The organism is Neobacillus ginsengisoli, assembly GCF_030813055.1.
On sequence record NZ_JAUSTW010000005.1, the window covers coordinates 174,244 to 189,229 of the forward strand.

15 protein-coding genes, 1 pseudogene and 1 riboswitch are annotated in these 14,986 nt (G+C 37.0%); of the genes and pseudogenes, 3 read left to right on the forward strand and 13 right to left on the reverse strand.

Features of this window, described 5'->3' with window-relative positions; translation table 11 throughout:
* Window position 1: 1 nt before the first annotated feature.
* The 6 genes from crcB to J2S10_RS16225 form a co-directional block, all read right to left on the reverse strand.
* The gene (crcB, locus tag J2S10_RS16200; protein ID WP_307409616.1) at window positions 2–400 is read right to left on the reverse strand and encodes a fluoride efflux transporter CrcB; all 399 of its coding nucleotides are present in this window, start codon (window positions 398–400) and stop codon (window positions 2–4) included.
* A 60-nt stretch (window positions 401–460) separates the two neighbouring features.
* Window positions 461–522: riboswitch (Fluoride riboswitch) on the reverse strand.
* Between the two features lie 185 nt (window positions 523–707).
* Window positions 708–1,448, reverse strand: a complete 741-nt coding sequence (gene map, locus J2S10_RS16205; protein WP_307409618.1) for a type I methionyl aminopeptidase — start codon at window positions 1,446–1,448, stop codon at window positions 708–710.
* Window positions 1,449–1,645: 197 nt separating this feature from the next.
* Entirely contained in the window at window positions 1,646–1,969 is a 324-nt protein-coding gene (locus J2S10_RS16210) for a hypothetical protein (protein WP_307409619.1), read from the reverse strand.
* 142 nt (window positions 1,970–2,111) lie between these two features.
* Entirely contained in the window at window positions 2,112–2,981 is an 870-nt protein-coding gene (locus J2S10_RS16215) for an alpha/beta hydrolase (RefSeq protein ID WP_307409620.1), read from the reverse strand.
* A 153-nt stretch (window positions 2,982–3,134) separates the two neighbouring features.
* Window positions 3,135–3,419, reverse strand: coding sequence for a hypothetical protein (locus J2S10_RS16220; protein ID WP_307409622.1), 285 nt, complete (start codon window positions 3,417–3,419; stop codon window positions 3,135–3,137).
* A gap of 93 nt (window positions 3,420–3,512) precedes the next feature.
* Window positions 3,513–4,310, reverse strand: a complete 798-nt coding sequence (locus J2S10_RS16225) for a hypothetical protein (protein WP_307409624.1) — start codon at window positions 4,308–4,310, stop codon at window positions 3,513–3,515.
* 175 nt (window positions 4,311–4,485) lie between these two features.
* On the opposite strand from J2S10_RS16225, the gene J2S10_RS16230 reads away from it, so the two are divergent.
* Entirely contained in the window at window positions 4,486–6,141 is a 1,656-nt protein-coding gene (locus J2S10_RS16230) for an FAD-binding dehydrogenase (RefSeq protein WP_307409626.1), read from the forward strand.
* Between the two features lie 303 nt (window positions 6,142–6,444).
* On the opposite strand, the gene J2S10_RS16235 is transcribed toward J2S10_RS16230, so the two are convergent.
* The 3 genes from J2S10_RS16235 to J2S10_RS16245 all read right to left on the reverse strand — a co-directional run bounded on the left by J2S10_RS16235 (window position 6,445) and on the right by J2S10_RS16245 (window position 10,214).
* Complete coding sequence (locus J2S10_RS16235; RefSeq protein ID WP_307409628.1) at window positions 6,445–7,995, reverse strand: bifunctional GNAT family N-acetyltransferase/carbon-nitrogen hydrolase family protein; 1,551 nt, start codon at window positions 7,993–7,995, stop codon at window positions 6,445–6,447.
* 441 nt (window positions 7,996–8,436) lie between these two features.
* A complete protein-coding gene (locus J2S10_RS16240) occupies window positions 8,437–9,492 on the reverse strand; it encodes an ABC transporter permease (protein WP_307409631.1) in 1,056 nt (351 codons plus the stop codon).
* Complete coding sequence (locus J2S10_RS16245) at window positions 9,489–10,214, reverse strand: ABC transporter ATP-binding protein (RefSeq protein WP_307409633.1); 726 nt, start codon at window positions 10,212–10,214, stop codon at window positions 9,489–9,491. Before J2S10_RS16245 ends, J2S10_RS16240 begins: the two co-directional genes overlap by 4 nt.
* Window positions 10,215–10,403: 189 nt before the next feature.
* Between J2S10_RS16245 and J2S10_RS16250 the strand changes: the two genes are divergently transcribed.
* Window positions 10,404–10,985: a TetR/AcrR family transcriptional regulator gene (locus J2S10_RS16250; protein ID WP_307410046.1), complete on the forward strand. Its 582-nt coding sequence runs from the start codon at window positions 10,404–10,406 to the stop codon at window positions 10,983–10,985.
* 287 nt (window positions 10,986–11,272) lie between these two features.
* Here J2S10_RS16250 and J2S10_RS16255 read toward each other — a convergent pair whose 3' ends face one another.
* The 4 genes and pseudogenes from J2S10_RS16255 to J2S10_RS16270 form a co-directional block, all read right to left on the reverse strand.
* Window positions 11,273–11,572 carry a hypothetical protein gene (locus J2S10_RS16255; protein WP_307409635.1) on the reverse strand — a complete coding sequence of 100 codons (300 nt, stop codon included), beginning with the start codon at window positions 11,570–11,572 and terminating at the stop codon, window positions 11,273–11,275.
* Between the two features lie 194 nt (window positions 11,573–11,766).
* Window positions 11,767–11,979, reverse strand: a pseudogene (locus J2S10_RS16260) (ArsB/NhaD family transporter); the annotation flags it as partial.
* 275 nt (window positions 11,980–12,254) lie between these two features.
* Complete coding sequence (locus tag J2S10_RS16265; protein WP_307409636.1) at window positions 12,255–12,848, reverse strand: hypothetical protein; 594 nt, start codon at window positions 12,846–12,848, stop codon at window positions 12,255–12,257.
* Between the two features lie 381 nt (window positions 12,849–13,229).
* Window positions 13,230–13,688, reverse strand: a complete 459-nt coding sequence (locus tag J2S10_RS16270) for a hypothetical protein (RefSeq protein WP_307409638.1) — start codon at window positions 13,686–13,688, stop codon at window positions 13,230–13,232.
* A gap of 173 nt (window positions 13,689–13,861) precedes the next feature.
* Between J2S10_RS16270 and J2S10_RS16275 the strand changes: the two genes are divergently transcribed.
* A complete protein-coding gene (locus J2S10_RS16275) occupies window positions 13,862–14,932 on the forward strand; it encodes a CotH kinase family protein (protein WP_307409640.1) in 1,071 nt (356 codons plus the stop codon).
* Window positions 14,933–14,986 lie beyond the last annotated feature (54 nt).

Below are 14,986 nucleotides of genomic sequence, written 5' to 3' on the forward strand. Positions count from 1 at the left end.
GTTACGACTCTCCTTTTGATATCCTTTTAGATTGTGAACTATATGTGGCCAATTTTGAACCAAACAAGGCCAGAGTTATTCCTCCAACTATGCTCAGCAGCAAATAGAGGATAGCAAATACATATTGATGATTCTTTATCAAATTCAATGTTTCAACAGAAAAAGTGGAAAATGTGGTAAATGCCCCGGTGAATCCTGATCCAATAGCTAATTTTAAGTTTGGGTTTATCTTCCACTTTTTTGCTGAAATGGTGAAAAACCATGCAAGAAATAAACACCCCAAAAGGTTGATCATTAAGGTTCCAAACGGAAATCCTGACGGAGAAGGCATTACTTTTCCAATCGAATACCGCAAAACGGCACCAAAAAACCCGCCTATCCCGACTGCTATTATATTCATCCAAACACTCCTTCGTATATCGTCTAAAAAAACAGACTCCTACCAGTAACAACATAACATTTACTGGTAGGAGTCATTAGTCACAAGAGACAGTTATGGCGAACTCCATCGCCTATTGAATATTAATTATTATATACCCAAAAATCTTTTAAATTCAAATGTTAATTAATCAATTTCACGTGTTCCCAAGCAATGAATCGATACCAAAAATATTAAAAAGCAGTGGATTAAAAGGATAAAACACACTGCGTCCAGCCCCGGCGCCCAGCGACTAGTGTACGTCTCTAAACTGGCGGTTCCGCTTTTCTTAAAGTGTTAAAATAATCGGACCATCTTTAGTGATGATCATCGTATGTTCGTGCTGAGCTACATAGCTGTTTTCGGTAACAAAGGTCCAGCCATCTTCCAGCTCCAAAACTTCCTCTTCACGGGTTGAGATAAATGGTTCGAAAGCGATAACCATTCCTTCCTTTAGCAAATTATCATACGACGGTTCGTAATAATTAAAAATATACTCAGGTGTTTCATGAATTTTTCGGCCAATCCCATGGCCTGTAAGGTTTTTGATAACTGTTAATCCATGCCGTCTTGCCGTTTGGAATACTGCTTTCCCCATACCGCTTATTTTGGAACCAGGTTTAGCTTTCTTAAGTCCTGCTTCAAATGCCTCTTTTGCAACCTCACATATTTTAGTTAACATTTCATCTCCTTCGCCAACTACAATCGAAATCCCCGTATCAGCAAAATAACCGTTCTTGGAGCCTGAAACATCTATATTAACTAAGTCCCCTTCCTGAATAATCCGTTTACCCGGAATGCCATGTGCCACTTCTTCATTAACACTAATGCAGGTATAGCCTGGAAATTCATATTCACCCTTTGGAGCCGAAATCGCTCCCGCCTTTTCAAAAAGCTCACCGGCTATATCATCAAGTTCTTTGGTCGTTATGCCTGGAACCGTTCTTTGTACCAATTCATCTCTAATGGCTGCAACAATTTTGCCAATTTCTTTCAAACCGTTAAAATCCTCAGGTGTTTTTGCAATCATGAATCCTTTCCCCAATCATAATAATTTTGTCGATAAAACTTTCATGTAATAGATTGTACCTATATTCTCGTGAAAAATCCAAACATGAATACATGTTTTCTCGTTTTTACCAAAAATATAAACCTGGGAGAGTAAATAAAAAAAGCTGCCTCAGTGACAGCTCCTAGCTCGATCCTATTAAGAATTGACTCAATTGTTCATTTTTTTCTAAGAATGTAACAGCTGCCATCTTCCGCAAAATATAAATACTCTCCCTGATTCACATTAAAATTAACATTATTTTTGTCATAAATCAGTTTTGTGACCTTTACAAATTGCTCGACTAATTCAATTGCAGGATTAAAAATGATATTTTGGATGCTATTGGTTGAAACAAAGCCTTTCGGGTTACATGTTCTTTCGGGTTTTATTTCTGCTATCCATTTTCCATTAAGAAGTACGGTACTCGCGGTTAGACGCGTTTTTCTGTTTTGAATTGACCAAGTTTTTCGGCAGTTACATCGATGTATTTTGGACTTCATCACCTAATACCTACTTTCAATAATATTGAAAATTCAAAATAAGTATTATGGTAATTTGTATTCGGTAAGTTATAGATTTATTTATAAAATCCTTTTTCAATGGGGAATTAGGAGTTGCCCTAACTCGCCTTCCTTATAGCCATCACCGATTATATTTATTCAAAAACGCTACTACCTCATTTGTCATATTCTTTGCCTCCTCTGTTGATTTGGCAGCCCCAAGGAATTTGGTGACTCCGCTATGAGAGAGTGTCTTACATTCAAAAAACTCAGCCGTATTGCCGGCTGTAGTGGTCGTTTGAACAAATGTGGAAATGGAATCTTTCCGTCGGGTAACTAAAAACATAGGCGGAAGGTTTTTATTAGTTGCATAGGTAATAGGAGATGCTTCAGCCCAGACCTTCTGATCATTCCCAAATACTTTTTTATAGGTACCGAATCTTTGGATAAAATCTGTCAAATCAAGAGGGCCTTCCAGGTTGACGATAGATTTCAATGAATTTGGGGATAGGCCGACTTTGTTTAAATATTTTGGATTCGTTCCGATAAGCATCACTAAATGCCCGCCGGCAGAATGTCCCATCAGATTGATTTTGGTGTTATCGAGATGATAGTTGTCTGCATTTTCATAAATCCATTTAACCGATAAAGAAATATCATTTGCCATTTCTTCGTACGTTGCTTTTGGAGAAAGACGATGATTGACAGAAACAAATACATAGCCTTTATTTGTAAAAAAGGACGGCTTTTCTGCAACGTTATCTTTATCTCCTCCCGACCATCCCCCGCCATGTACATAAATAATCACAGGCATTTTTGCCGTGCTAGTAACATTCGGCGCATAAAGATCGAATGATTGCATAGCGTTGTCCCCATATTTTAGATGTAAATTTTTGACCGCTTGTCCATTTGCATGCTTATTAAAATAAAATACTGAAGCGATAACAAGGGGAAGTAAAATCAGAAAAAATATGTAGATTCTCGTTTTATTTAGTGTTTTAACTATATCCATTTTTATCTTCCTTCCTCCGTTGAATATAAGTTATTTTACCATTTTTATTCAATTAACATCCCACATAAAATCTTTAAGAAATGTAAAACCGTAGATCCGTGTAAATCAATAAAAGCTGCCCTAAGCAGCCTTTGTTTAATGAATTTATGTGTCTTACATATGTCCTGTATAATAACCGCTATGACCATGATGATAGCCATAACCTGGATAATAACCGCCGTGTCCATGATGATAGCCATAACCTGGATAATAACCGCCATGCCCATGATGATAGCCATAACCTGGATAATAACCGCCATGCCCATGATGGTAGCCATGATCAGGATAATAGCCCCCGTGACCATGGTGATAGCCATGATCAGGATAATAACCCCCGTGACCATGGTGATAGCCATGATCAGGATAAGCACTAATATTTCTTAGGAATTGTTCTTCCATTCTAATCTCCTCCTCAACTGGTTGCAAATTAGTGTATGTGTCCATATGGAAAGAGAAAAAGATTTCTGCCCGGTTTCGAGTAAATGAAAATTGTTAAATTTTAAGCTTCGTTATAAAAAATAATTCATTTTGAAACTTTTCTAACAACTCTTCGAATGGGGAATCAATTAAAAGTGGAAAAAGGGATTCTAATGCATCTGTGTAATTCTGGCCTAATACTTCCCGCAAAATCACATATTTATGAAATAGCATCGCTTTTTCAAAATCAACACCTAACCCATATATGCCTTGAAACAACTCATCTTTGGGAATTTGTTTAACTATCTTTAACACTCTTTCATTTTTTTTAATAAATTTTTCATTTAAATAATGTGTTACATAATCTGTATAAATCATTTGCCCAATATCAGTAGTTTCTTTTTTTGAGTAATTAAAGCCAATTACATGATCTTCCTTTTTTTCACGGATAATAAAGGTTTTATTACCTTGTAAATGGGTAATAAAATTTTTTACGGTCTTATCAAAAATTTTGTCAAATTGAATGATTTGTTGAAGTTTTACTGCAAAATCCTTATGTTCTTCACCTACAACAAATAACCTGTCCACTATTGGTAGTAGTTTTAATACTCCCTCTGAAAGCTGGCTGGAGGCATCGTAAATAACAATATCGTATTCTTTCTTCAACTTTTTAACCTTTTGTTTTTGTTCGGTTAATGATAATTTGGAGAATTCATGGATGATTTCATTGGAAATCTCTTCTTTTTCTAACGTCCCATAGGAAATATAGGCAGCTGATAAGGTTGTATTCATTTTAAGCCAATTGTAAATAGATAAACACAATTCAGTCACGCCTGATTTTGCTTTTGGCGAATAGAAACCAACCAAGTACATTTTATTCACCGGCCTTTTATATCAATAGTATTCGAGAAATATATAAATGTAAGAGACAAACCCCCACTCTCACCACTTATTCTAAAAAAATATAATCAATCGGGTAGAAATAATTGTCTAACTTTTTGTAAAATTGAAATAATACTAGATTCTTAAAGCAAAGGGAGGTATAACATTGAATTTTGATGTGATTGTAGTTGGTGCCGGACTTGCAGGCTTAGTGGCTACAGCAGAACTTGCAGATGCAGGAAAGAAGGTGCTGCTTCTCGATCAAGAACCTGAATCCAATATCGGCGGACAGGCATGGTGGTCTTTTGGCGGGTTGTTTCTTGTCGATTCTCCAGAGCAGAGGCGGATAGGTATTAAGGATTCTAAGGAACTTGCCTGGCAGGACTGGTTAGGAGCCGCCGGGTTCGATCGCGAAGATGACGAAGATTATTGGGGCAAAAAATGGGCCGAGGCTTATGTCGATTTCGCTGCCGGAGAAAAACGCGAGTGGCTGTATGCGATGGGAGTCCGCTTTTTCCCAGTAGTTGGCTGGGCAGAACGTGGCGGCTATCTGGCTGAAGGCCATGGAAACTCTGTTCCAAGATTTCATATCGTATGGGGAACCGGACCGGGGATTGTTAAACCATTTGAAGAAAGAGTCCGTAAAGAAATAAAAAATGATCTTGTAGACTATCGTCCCCGTCACCGTGTTAATGAATTAATAACAGATAATGGTACCGTTTTCGGAGTACGCGGGAATATTCTTGTTCCAAGCTCTGCCCTACGGGGTGAAGCAAGCTCACGTGAAGTTGCCGGTGATTTTGAGTTCCATTCCAAAGCTGTAATGGTAACAAGCGGCGGGATCGGCGGAAACCACGAATTGATTCGTAAAAATTGGCCTGTTCGGCTTGGCAAACCACCCAAAAATATGGTTTCCGGTGTGCCGGAGCACGTGGATGGACGTATGCTGGCCATAACAGAGAAAGCTGGCGGCCGAATTGTAAATCGAGATCGGATGTGGCACTATACGGAAGGCATTAAAAACTGGGACCCGGTCTGGCCAAATCACGGCATCCGAATTCTCCCCGGTCCTTCCTCCCTTTGGTTAGATGCAAAAGGCAGGCGTTTTCCTGCACCTAATTTTCCCGGTTTCGATACATTAGGTACTTTAGAAGCCATTCAAGCAACCGGCTATGATTATTCCTGGTTCATTTTGACACAGAAAATCATTGAAAAAGAATTTGCCCTTTCAGGTTCTGAGCAAAATCCTGATTTAACAGGCAAAAGCATAAAAAAAGTTTTATCCAGAGTCCTCCCCGGCCCTACTGCACCAGTAAAAGCGTTTATGGATAAAGGTGAGGATTTTATTATCGCGAATACACTCCCTGAACTGATTGCAGGAATGAACAAACTTACCGGTGACAACTTGCTTAACCTTTCCGACATTGAGCGGCAAATTCGTGCAAGGGACCGGGAAATGGATAACCAATTTACGAAAGACCTGCAAATCACGGCATTGCGTGGAGCCCGAAAGTATCTGGGAGACAAACTGATCAGAGTCGCCCCGCCTCATAAAATTCTCGATCCAAAAAACGGCCCATTAATTGCGGTTCGTTTAAATATTGTCAGCCGAAAGACACTTGGCGGCTTGCAAACGGATTTATCCGGCCGGGTTCTCAGTTCATCCGGAGGTCCTGTACCGGGTCTCTATGCCGCGGGTGAGGTTTCAGGGTTTGGCGGAGGCGGTGTCCATGGCTATCGCTCACTGGAAGGAACCTTTGTCGGTGGGTGCCTCTTCACAGGAAGGCAGGCAGGTCGGGCACTTGCAAGAGAATTGGACTAAATTATTCCTTCGTGTTTTCTTAAGGCTCTTCTTAAAGATAATCGCTTTTTGAAATAGAAAACTGCTATCTGCAAATAAAAGTGACTTTTTCGCAAATGAAATCGGCAAATTCGCCAGTAAAAGCAGACAATACGTCAATTAATCCATCCTCTCGACCTGAAAATAATTTAGTTTTGTAAAAACAACACTTACGAAAAAAGCCTTTCTTAAAAGACGGTCCAGTTCCGTCTTTTTTCTTCTAAAAATTGTCCTTGATACACTGGAATCTGAGTGATAGGTCCTTGATTTACACCAATGAGTTTTTCATTTTCCAGTCTTCAGGTCTTTCAATTCAATTCGGTATAAATCATGTCGGCGATCATGCAATTGGCGTACTGAACCCGAGTTTCGTGAACGTCTTAACTTCTCAAGGTCAACATCACCAACAACAACTGTGTCTACATTTGCATCACATTCCCCAACAATCCCATCTCTTGCAAACTCAAAATCTGAAGGGCAGAAAATCCCGGATTGTGCGTATTGTATATCCATATTTTCTACATGTGTCAAGTTGCCTACAGTTCCTGCGATGCAGGTATATACTTGGTTTTCAATCGCTCGAGCTTGTGCACAATAACGAACTCTTAAATATCCTTGGCGATCATCTGTGCAAAACGGGACAAAAATAATGTTAGCTCCCTTATCGACGGCGATTCGGGCAAGTTCCGGAAATTCGATATCATAACAGATTTGTATAGCGATTTTTCCACAATCTGTGTCAAACACATTAATTTCATTCCCCTCAGAAATCCCCCACCACTTTCGTTCGTTTGGAGTTGCATGAATCTTGGACTGTTTTTCAATCGTTCCGTCACGACGAAATAGATAAGCGACATTGAATATATCCCCATCGACTTCCTCGAAATGTGATCCCCCGACAATATTGACATTATATCGTACAGCCAGTTCTGTAAACAGTTCTATATACTGATCTGTAAAAGTTGCAAGTAGACGAATCGCCTTGTCCGGGCGTTTTTCTTCCAGAAACGACATTAATTGGGTTGTAAATAACTCCGGAAACACGGCAAAATCTGAACCGAAATCAGCGGCAACGTCAACATAATACTCAACTTGGCGGGTAAACTCTGTAAAGCAATCTATTTTTTTCATCATATATTGGATGGAGCAAATTCTCACAGGGAAAGATGCACGGTATACACGACGGGACTTCGGACGATAATCTATGTTGTTCCATTCCATCAGTGTCGCGAAAGAGTCAGATGCTTTATCATCCGGGAGGTACCTTGTGTTAATCCGTTTAATGGTAAACCCCTGAAGGAGTTGGAAAGACAACACCGGGTCATAAATACTGTGTTTCTCTACTGCTGCAACATATTCACGAGCTGTCATTTCCTCTTTGTATTTGTGATAATTCGGGATCCTTCCGCCGATGATAATGCTTTGAAGATTTAACTCACGGGCCAGTTCCTTTCGTGCCTCGTAAAGACGGTGCCCTAGTTTCATCCGACGGTATTCCGGGTCCACCATCACTTCAATCCCGTACAGATTAAAGCCATCAGGATCGTGATTGGTGATATAACCGTTGTCAGTAATTGTATTCCAAGTGTGCTGATCTTCATATTCATCAAAATTCACCATTAGACTCGAGCAGGAACCCACAATTTTGTCCTCATATTCCACACAGAACTGGCCATCAGCAAAAATTCGAATGTGACTCACCAATTGTTCCCGCTTCCAAGGATCCATGTTAGGAAAGCATTTTCTCCCTAAAGCAATTATTTCATCAATGTCTTCCATCCTTGTGTTACGCACAACAATTTTCTTCTCGTATTTTGACATATCTGTCTCTGACATATCATCACTTCCTTGGACATTTACTGTTTATCATCCCCTTGAAAAGACATTTTATAAAGCTAAAACATACTGAGAGCTAAATTGCAAAGCAATCCGTGGTGTAAATTAGGTACATCCTTTCTGTTCTGATTTATTAAATAACACCCTTAGGAATCAAGTTTTTATCTTTCAGAAGTTTGATAATTACCTGTCTCCGTTCGAAAAAACAAATTCGCCGCCGGCATATTGAGCGATTGATAATAAATGAAATGGTCAATAAAGACAAAGCCATTAGCAGTAACCTTAAGATTAAATACTCTTTTATATATCCTAAAATAATTTCTGTATAGGATAATAAATTCATAAATTTCACTTCCTTCAATATATGAAAAATATACTTTTAAGTTTTCCCAAAAATAGAAAAGACACAACCCGAGTGGGTTATGCCTTCCTGTTGATTGATTATAATTTTCGATATTTTTTTAGTGCAAAGATATTAAGGATAATAAAAATGGCTGCAAAAATTACTAAAGCAAAAATATCTCCGCTAATTTCACTTAAACTAAAACCTTTATACATGACTCCCCTTAATGCGTCACCGGCATAATACATTGGCATGATTTTTGCAAAAGCCTGCAGCCAATTTGCCATCCCTTCTAGTGGGAAAATCCCCGCAAAAAATACCTGTGGAATAACGGCTATTGGGATAAATTGCATCATTTGAAATTCTGAAGCCGCAAATGTCGATAACAGAATTCCCAATGATAGAGCGACCAAAGCCAGGAGCAAATTAATTAATATCACATTCCAAATGGAACCCATTAGGACCAAGTCTAATACATTTATTGAATAGATCACGACGATAATCGTTTGAATAACGGCAAATATCCCGTACCCTACCAAATAAGCCGTTACAATTTCTGCCCTTCGAATTGGAGTAGACAATAACCGTTCTAACGTTCCTGTTGTCCGCTCTCGTAATAAACCGATACCGGAGATAATAAATACAAAAAAGAATACAAAATATCCTACTAAAATGGGGCTTAATACATCAAAAAAGACAGTATCTTTATTCCCATAAACATAGTTTGTTTCAAGTCTATTTTTCGTTAAATCTACAGGGGAAGCAATCTTTTTCATTAGGTTGGCTTGAACCTGTGATCCAATCGCTTGGTTTACCTTAATTTGCAGTTCTTTAGCTTTAGATGGATCATCATTTTGGAGAGTTAATTTTATTTTTCCATTTTCTACTTGCAGCAAGCCATCGAGGTCGTCATTGACGACCGTTTTATCCGTTACTTTATCATAATGGATAACTTTTAGTTTGGAATCCTTTAATACTTTTACAATATTATTATCAATATTTACTACACCTAATTTCGGCTTTACTGTGTTTCCGTTAAATAAAAAATACATAAGTGTTAAAATTAACAGCGGTGCAACAAGAAGCAATGCTAATGTTCTTTTATCACGGAGCATTTGCTGACAAATTCTTTTAATTAAGGCAAAGGTTCTCATGATTGCTTCACCCCCGCTTTTAAAAACACCTCATCAAAATTATCTGTATGAAATAATGCCTTTAATTCTTTTGGTGACCCGCTGGTTAAAATGCGGCCATCCCTAACCATAGCAACAAAATCGCATCGTTCCGCTTCATCCATAACATGAGTGGTCACAATAATTGTCTTTTCCTCTTCATTTTTCAACCGTAATAATTCATTCCAAATTGACAGCTTTAATTCAGGATCAATTCCTACGGTCGGTTCATCCAGGATTAATATTTTGGGATTTTGAATTAACGCAATCGCAAGAGATAGCCGCCGTTTCATTCCTCCCGAATAAGCGGATACTCGTTTCTTTAAATCAGGAGTCAAGTTCACCAAGTTTGCGGCATATGCTATACGCCTTATCTGTTCTTCCTTTTTTAGTTTGTAAAGAGACGCAAAAAATTTAAGATTCTCTTCGCCTGTCAGCTCGACATATAAGGCATCAGATTGAGCCATATAACCGATATCCTGAAGTAAAGCTAGATTTGGCATTTTTTCATTTAATACATGAATGGTTCCGGTATCAGCTTTATCCATGCCGACTATTATTTTTACCAGAGTGGTCTTTCCAGCTCCTGACGGCCCAATTAAACCGAATAATTGGCCTTTTGGAATCGTTACGTTTACGTCATTTAAAACTGTCTTTTTTCCAAAGCTTTTAGTGACTTGCTCGACTTTAATGGTAGGATTCATCTAAAAAACCTCCTATACGTGTACATTTTAATAAAATGAACACTGTGTTGACCGTTGCTATAGATTTAGATTACAATGCTACTGAATATATTACAATCAACAATAATATGAAAAGTGTTCATTATAGAATGTAGGCTTTTTATTATTGGACGAGGAGACACTAAAATGACTGAAAACGTTCATGATCAAATGGTCCTCAGGACGCGTAAACGAATAAATGAGGCTCTAATTGAATTGATTGAAGAAAAAGGTTTTGAGGGGATTACCATAAGAGATTTAACGGCAAAAGCTGGGATAAACCGGGGAACATTTTATCTTCATTATCGGGATAAATATGACTTAATGGAAAAGCTTCAAAGTGATATTCTTCAAGGATTCCTGGAAATTATTCTTCAACTAAATCCGATTGAGGCAATTAAATATTTCTCACAAAATGCTCCTTACCCAATAATGGTTCAAATTTTTGACTATCTAAAGGGGTACGGAAGAATCCTTAAGGTATTATTAAGTTCAAAAGGAGATCCCGCTTTTCCAAAAAAAATGAAAGATTTAATAAGAAACAATATTTATGAGAAACTGGTTAAGAATAAAGAAAGTACTCTTAAGAATGTTTCAATAGCACAAGAATATTTGCCTGCAATTGGAACTTCTGCAAATTTTGGTGTAATTGAACAGTGGTTAGAAAATGGTATGATCCATTCTCCTGAAGAAATGGCAATGATTTATTTTAAGATTATTAATTTCATTAGATCTATAGAAATAATGAAATAAACTCATGGAGGTAGATTCCAAATTAAGCATATAATCATTCTTTTTTCTCTATCTCTCTTAGTTATAAGAGGGATTTTGTTTCATCTTTTTTAATGTAGTAATTTAAGGATAATGAAAATAATCTGAACGAGTCTATAAAAAACTTTTCAATATTATACACATTAAGAATTTTAGTCATTAACAGTTATACGAGATACCAACTAATTAGGACTATAAAAAAGAAAGCCGCATATGTGAAAACGACTCCCTTCATCGACCCTTTACAGGTAGTATTAAAAATAAAATTTTTATTCTTTCACACCGTCCTTAAAGAATTTATCCCAGCGTTTATCCCCTAGATGTTCGAAATCCTCTGTTGTTTTTTCTAACACATCCAATAATAGTTTTTTGGTTTCTGTAATGGTATCATAGTAAATTTTTTCTTCATGCCCATTTATTTTTATTCCTGCTAATGCATTAGATGCTGCTAATCTACGGTGCTCATTTGTTTTTTGATCCAACGCATCAAATACGTGTTTAACAAATTTTACAATATCTTGGTGTTCTTTTTTTACTCGTTTTTGAATATCAGCCAATCGTTTCTCCATTTTCATCCCCCCCCCATAATGATGATCATGAAAAAAAGAAAGTTTGGTATAAAAATAATTTCCCTTTGTTTCTTTACTGATAATATATTAATGATCTCTTGGAAAAGTCCCAAAGAAAAAAGATTTTTTTGCCAGTTTTTTTATAAATCAATAGGACTCACCAAAGGTGTTTCCTTCATATCAATTAGAGTTTGTTAGACATATACAAGCAAAAGCCATAGGTATAAGCAGAGTAGGGTAAAAATTAGTGTTAATGGAATGACGATGAAGGTGACTTTGATATATTCCATCCAAGTGATTTTGATGTGGTTTTTCTTAAGGATATGCATCCATATCAATGTTGCCAATGTTCCAATTGGTAGTATTATCGAACCGAAATCACTACCAAAAATATTTGAAAGGTATACGGTAAAAAATAATTGATAAAAATAATAGTTTTTTACCTATATTTATTCTTTTAGACAAGTATCCCCTATGGATTAAATAGATTAAGTACCCTATAGAACGAGGCAGATTACCTATTATAGAGCTTTGGCATTAAAATAATCAATTAATAATAATTATTAGTGGATAGGATATTGAAAACTAAAAAACCGATACTTTTAAAGTACCGGTTTTAAGAATTTTTTTTATGAGAGTAGTGAAAGCTTTTATCCTTGTGCTTGTCTATATCCCGTTAAATCTATGACCATATAAATCCTTTTGAATCTTGTTTTATATTTAAGCAAATACAACCTTTACAGCCTTTCGAACCGTGGCTGCCTTTACTGCCGTGTGAACCGTGGCTAATACTTGTGTGATGCGTTCCATGACTTCCTCGGCTTCCTTGAGATCCGTGACTTCCATGGCTGCCTTTACTGCCGTGTGAACCGTGGCTGATACTAGTGTGATGCGTTCCACGACTTCCTCGGCTTCCTTGAGATCCGTGACTTCCATGGCTGCCCTTACTACCGGTAGATCCGTGAGAGCCCGAGCTCCCTTTACTACCTTTTGAACCCTTGCTACCTTGAGTACCCTTACTGCCATGTGAGCCGCGGCTTCCTTTACTGATTTTCGGTCCCCGTTTCCCTTTACTACCTTTTGAACCCTTGCTACCTTGAGTTCCTTTACTGCCTTGTGAGCCGCGGCTTCCCTTACTGATTTTTGGTCCTCGTTTCCCTTTACGACCTTTTTTATGCATGGCTACAACTTCTACAGGATTATTGGTTAAAAACTCATCTACTCCATTTTGCTTTGCTTTAGAAAGCAAATCGTGAGGGTCAATTTTTACTAACATCATCACACCACTTTCAAATATATTTTTTCTTTCTAATTTATGGAAAAATGGTTGTTCTTGACCTAGACAAATATTTATTTTAAGAAATATAGCCACAATACCCAAAAATAAAGGCTCTTTACTAAAAGATTGTGGCTTTTTCGTAAATAAAAGCTGCTTCATATTCACAAGTAAAGGTAGCCTATCGACTTGAATACGATTTAGTTTTATAAAAACAACAATGTTAACGAAAACAGCCAAAATGAACTAGGAGTATACATATTTTAAGTGATTTCCTAAAATAATCATGAATAGTAATGATGAAGTAAGATTTTGAATCCAATAGAAAAACCGATACAAACCTTGTATCGGATAAATGTTACTGCCTTTGTTTACGAGATTTTACTGTCTTCGATTTCCTTTGGACCCTTTGTTGCCTTTAGACCCGCCGCTGCCTTTAGACCCTTTGCTGCCTTTAGACCCGCCGCTGCCTTTAGACCCTTTACTGCCTTTAGATCCGCCGCTGCCTTTAGACCCTTTACTACCTTTAGATCCGCCGCTGCCTTTAGACCCTTTGCTGCCTTTAGATCCGCCACTGCCTTTAGACCCTTTGCTGCCTTTAGATCCGCCGCTGCCTTTAGACCCTTTGCTGCCTTTAGATCCGCCGCTGCCTTTAGACCCTTTGCTGCCTTTAGACCCTTTACGTTTTCCCTTTGAAAGAGGTCCTTTTTTACCACGTGATTTAGGGCCCATCCTTAGAACTTCATCTTCTACCTCTACTGGATTATTATCTAGAAATCCAATAATTCCATTTTCTTTAGCCTGCGAAAGCAATTGATCAATGTCAATTTTTAATACCATTTTCCCACCACTTTCCAAAAGTATTTTACCGTTCTAGTTTATGGAGAATTGATGGTGCTTGACATTGAAATTTATATATTTTTAATAAATAATGCTAAATTTATAGATATTGCACATTTATTCAGAAAAAAGCATATTATTCTAGAAAAAAATGATATTTAGGGGTATTAACATTGCAAAAATATGAAATATTCATTAATCCAAAATGGATAAAGAAATTGGAAAATGATATTTGGATGGATGACCATGTACCTGCAGTGCTTAAGATAGGTGACAACCAATATTCAATTAAACTTGCCTATCGGGGAAATGTGATTAGAAAGAAGAAAAAAAAATCCTATCATATTATTTTTCAAAAACCCTTCACTGTCAATGGCGCACATGAAATTCATTTAAATGCCGAATATAATGATATATCGCTTAGTCGAAACAAACTTTCGCTTGATTTCTTTGATCGAATTGGCGTCATATCACCACAATCCCAACATGTTCTTTTAAATATCAACGGATTTTGTAAAGGAATTTACCTAGAGCTTGAATCATTCGACCAATATCTTTTGCAAAAAAGAAAATTACCGGATGGTCCTATTATCTACGCCACCAATTATTATGCCAATTTCTCTTTACTAAATCCCGAAAATGAATTAAAAACCAGTTTAATTGAAGGTTATACGTTAAAATATGGCGATAAAAGCTCTTTAACAGAATTGGAATATATGATCGCAATGATCAATTCACTTAACAATGAGGAATTTGAAAAAGAAATACCGAAAGTTCTTGACGTGGAACAGTATTTCACCTGGCTTTCTGGGGTTATCTGTACACAAAATTTCGACGGTTTTATCCATAATTATGCACTTTACCGTAATGGTAAAACAAATTTGTATGAAATCACCCCTTGGGATTATGATGGGACTTGGGGAAGAGATCTTCATGGGCAAAAGCTGGAACATGATTATATCCCAATAACTGGATATAACACCTTAACTGGTAGATTACTTTACTTTTCAAAATTCAAAAAGATGTATGTAGAAACACTTTTAGAAATTTTGGAAAAACAATTTACCATTGAAACCCAAGAACCAATTATAGAAAAGCTCTTCCAAAAATTAACTCCCTACATTAGTCTAGATCCTTATATAAATATAGATAATGAAAAATTGAAAAAGGAAAAAATTTATATGTTAGATTTCATTAACAAGCGAAATTCGTATCTTAAACAAAATTTTGGAACATTAATTTAGGTATATGGTCCATAACCATATATTTTTTTTGCCTATTTTTCTCTCTAAATAGTA

Excerpts from the sequence above, each read along its gene's own strand:
- J2S10_RS16245 (WP_307409633.1), bottom strand. The coding sequence starts at position 10,214 with ATGAATCCTACCATTAAAGTCGAGCAAGTCACTAAAAGCTTTGGAAAA.
- J2S10_RS16235 (WP_307409628.1), bottom strand. The coding sequence starts at position 7,995 with ATGTCAGAGACAGATATGTCAAAATACGAGAAGAAAATTGTTGTGCGT.
- J2S10_RS16270 (WP_307409638.1), bottom strand. The coding sequence starts at position 13,688 with ATGGTATTAAAAATTGACATTGATCAATTGCTTTCGCAGGCTAAAGAA.
- J2S10_RS16265 (WP_307409636.1), bottom strand. The coding sequence starts at position 12,848 with ATGTTAGTAAAAATTGACCCTCACGATTTGCTTTCTAAAGCAAAGCAA.
- J2S10_RS16240 (WP_307409631.1), bottom strand. The coding sequence starts at position 9,492 with ATGAGAACCTTTGCCTTAATTAAAAGAATTTGTCAGCAAATGCTCCGT.
- J2S10_RS16255 (WP_307409635.1), bottom strand. The coding sequence starts at position 11,572 with ATGGAGAAACGATTGGCTGATATTCAAAAACGAGTAAAAAAAGAACAC.
- J2S10_RS16250 (WP_307410046.1), top strand. The coding sequence starts at position 10,404 with ATGGTCCTCAGGACGCGTAAACGAATAAATGAGGCTCTAATTGAATTG.
- J2S10_RS16215 (WP_307409620.1), bottom strand. The coding sequence starts at position 2,981 with ATGGATATAGTTAAAACACTAAATAAAACGAGAATCTACATATTTTTT.
- J2S10_RS16220 (WP_307409622.1), bottom strand. The coding sequence starts at position 3,419 with ATGGAAGAACAATTCCTAAGAAATATTAGTGCTTATCCTGATCATGGC.
- J2S10_RS16225 (WP_307409624.1), bottom strand. The coding sequence starts at position 4,310 with ATGTACTTGGTTGGTTTCTATTCGCCAAAAGCAAAATCAGGCGTGACT.
- crcB (WP_307409616.1), bottom strand. The coding sequence starts at position 400 with ATGAATATAATAGCAGTCGGGATAGGCGGGTTTTTTGGTGCCGTTTTG.
- J2S10_RS16210 (WP_307409619.1), bottom strand. The coding sequence starts at position 1,969 with ATGAAGTCCAAAATACATCGATGTAACTGCCGAAAAACTTGGTCAATT.
- map (WP_307409618.1), bottom strand. The coding sequence starts at position 1,448 with ATGATTGCAAAAACACCTGAGGATTTTAACGGTTTGAAAGAAATTGGC.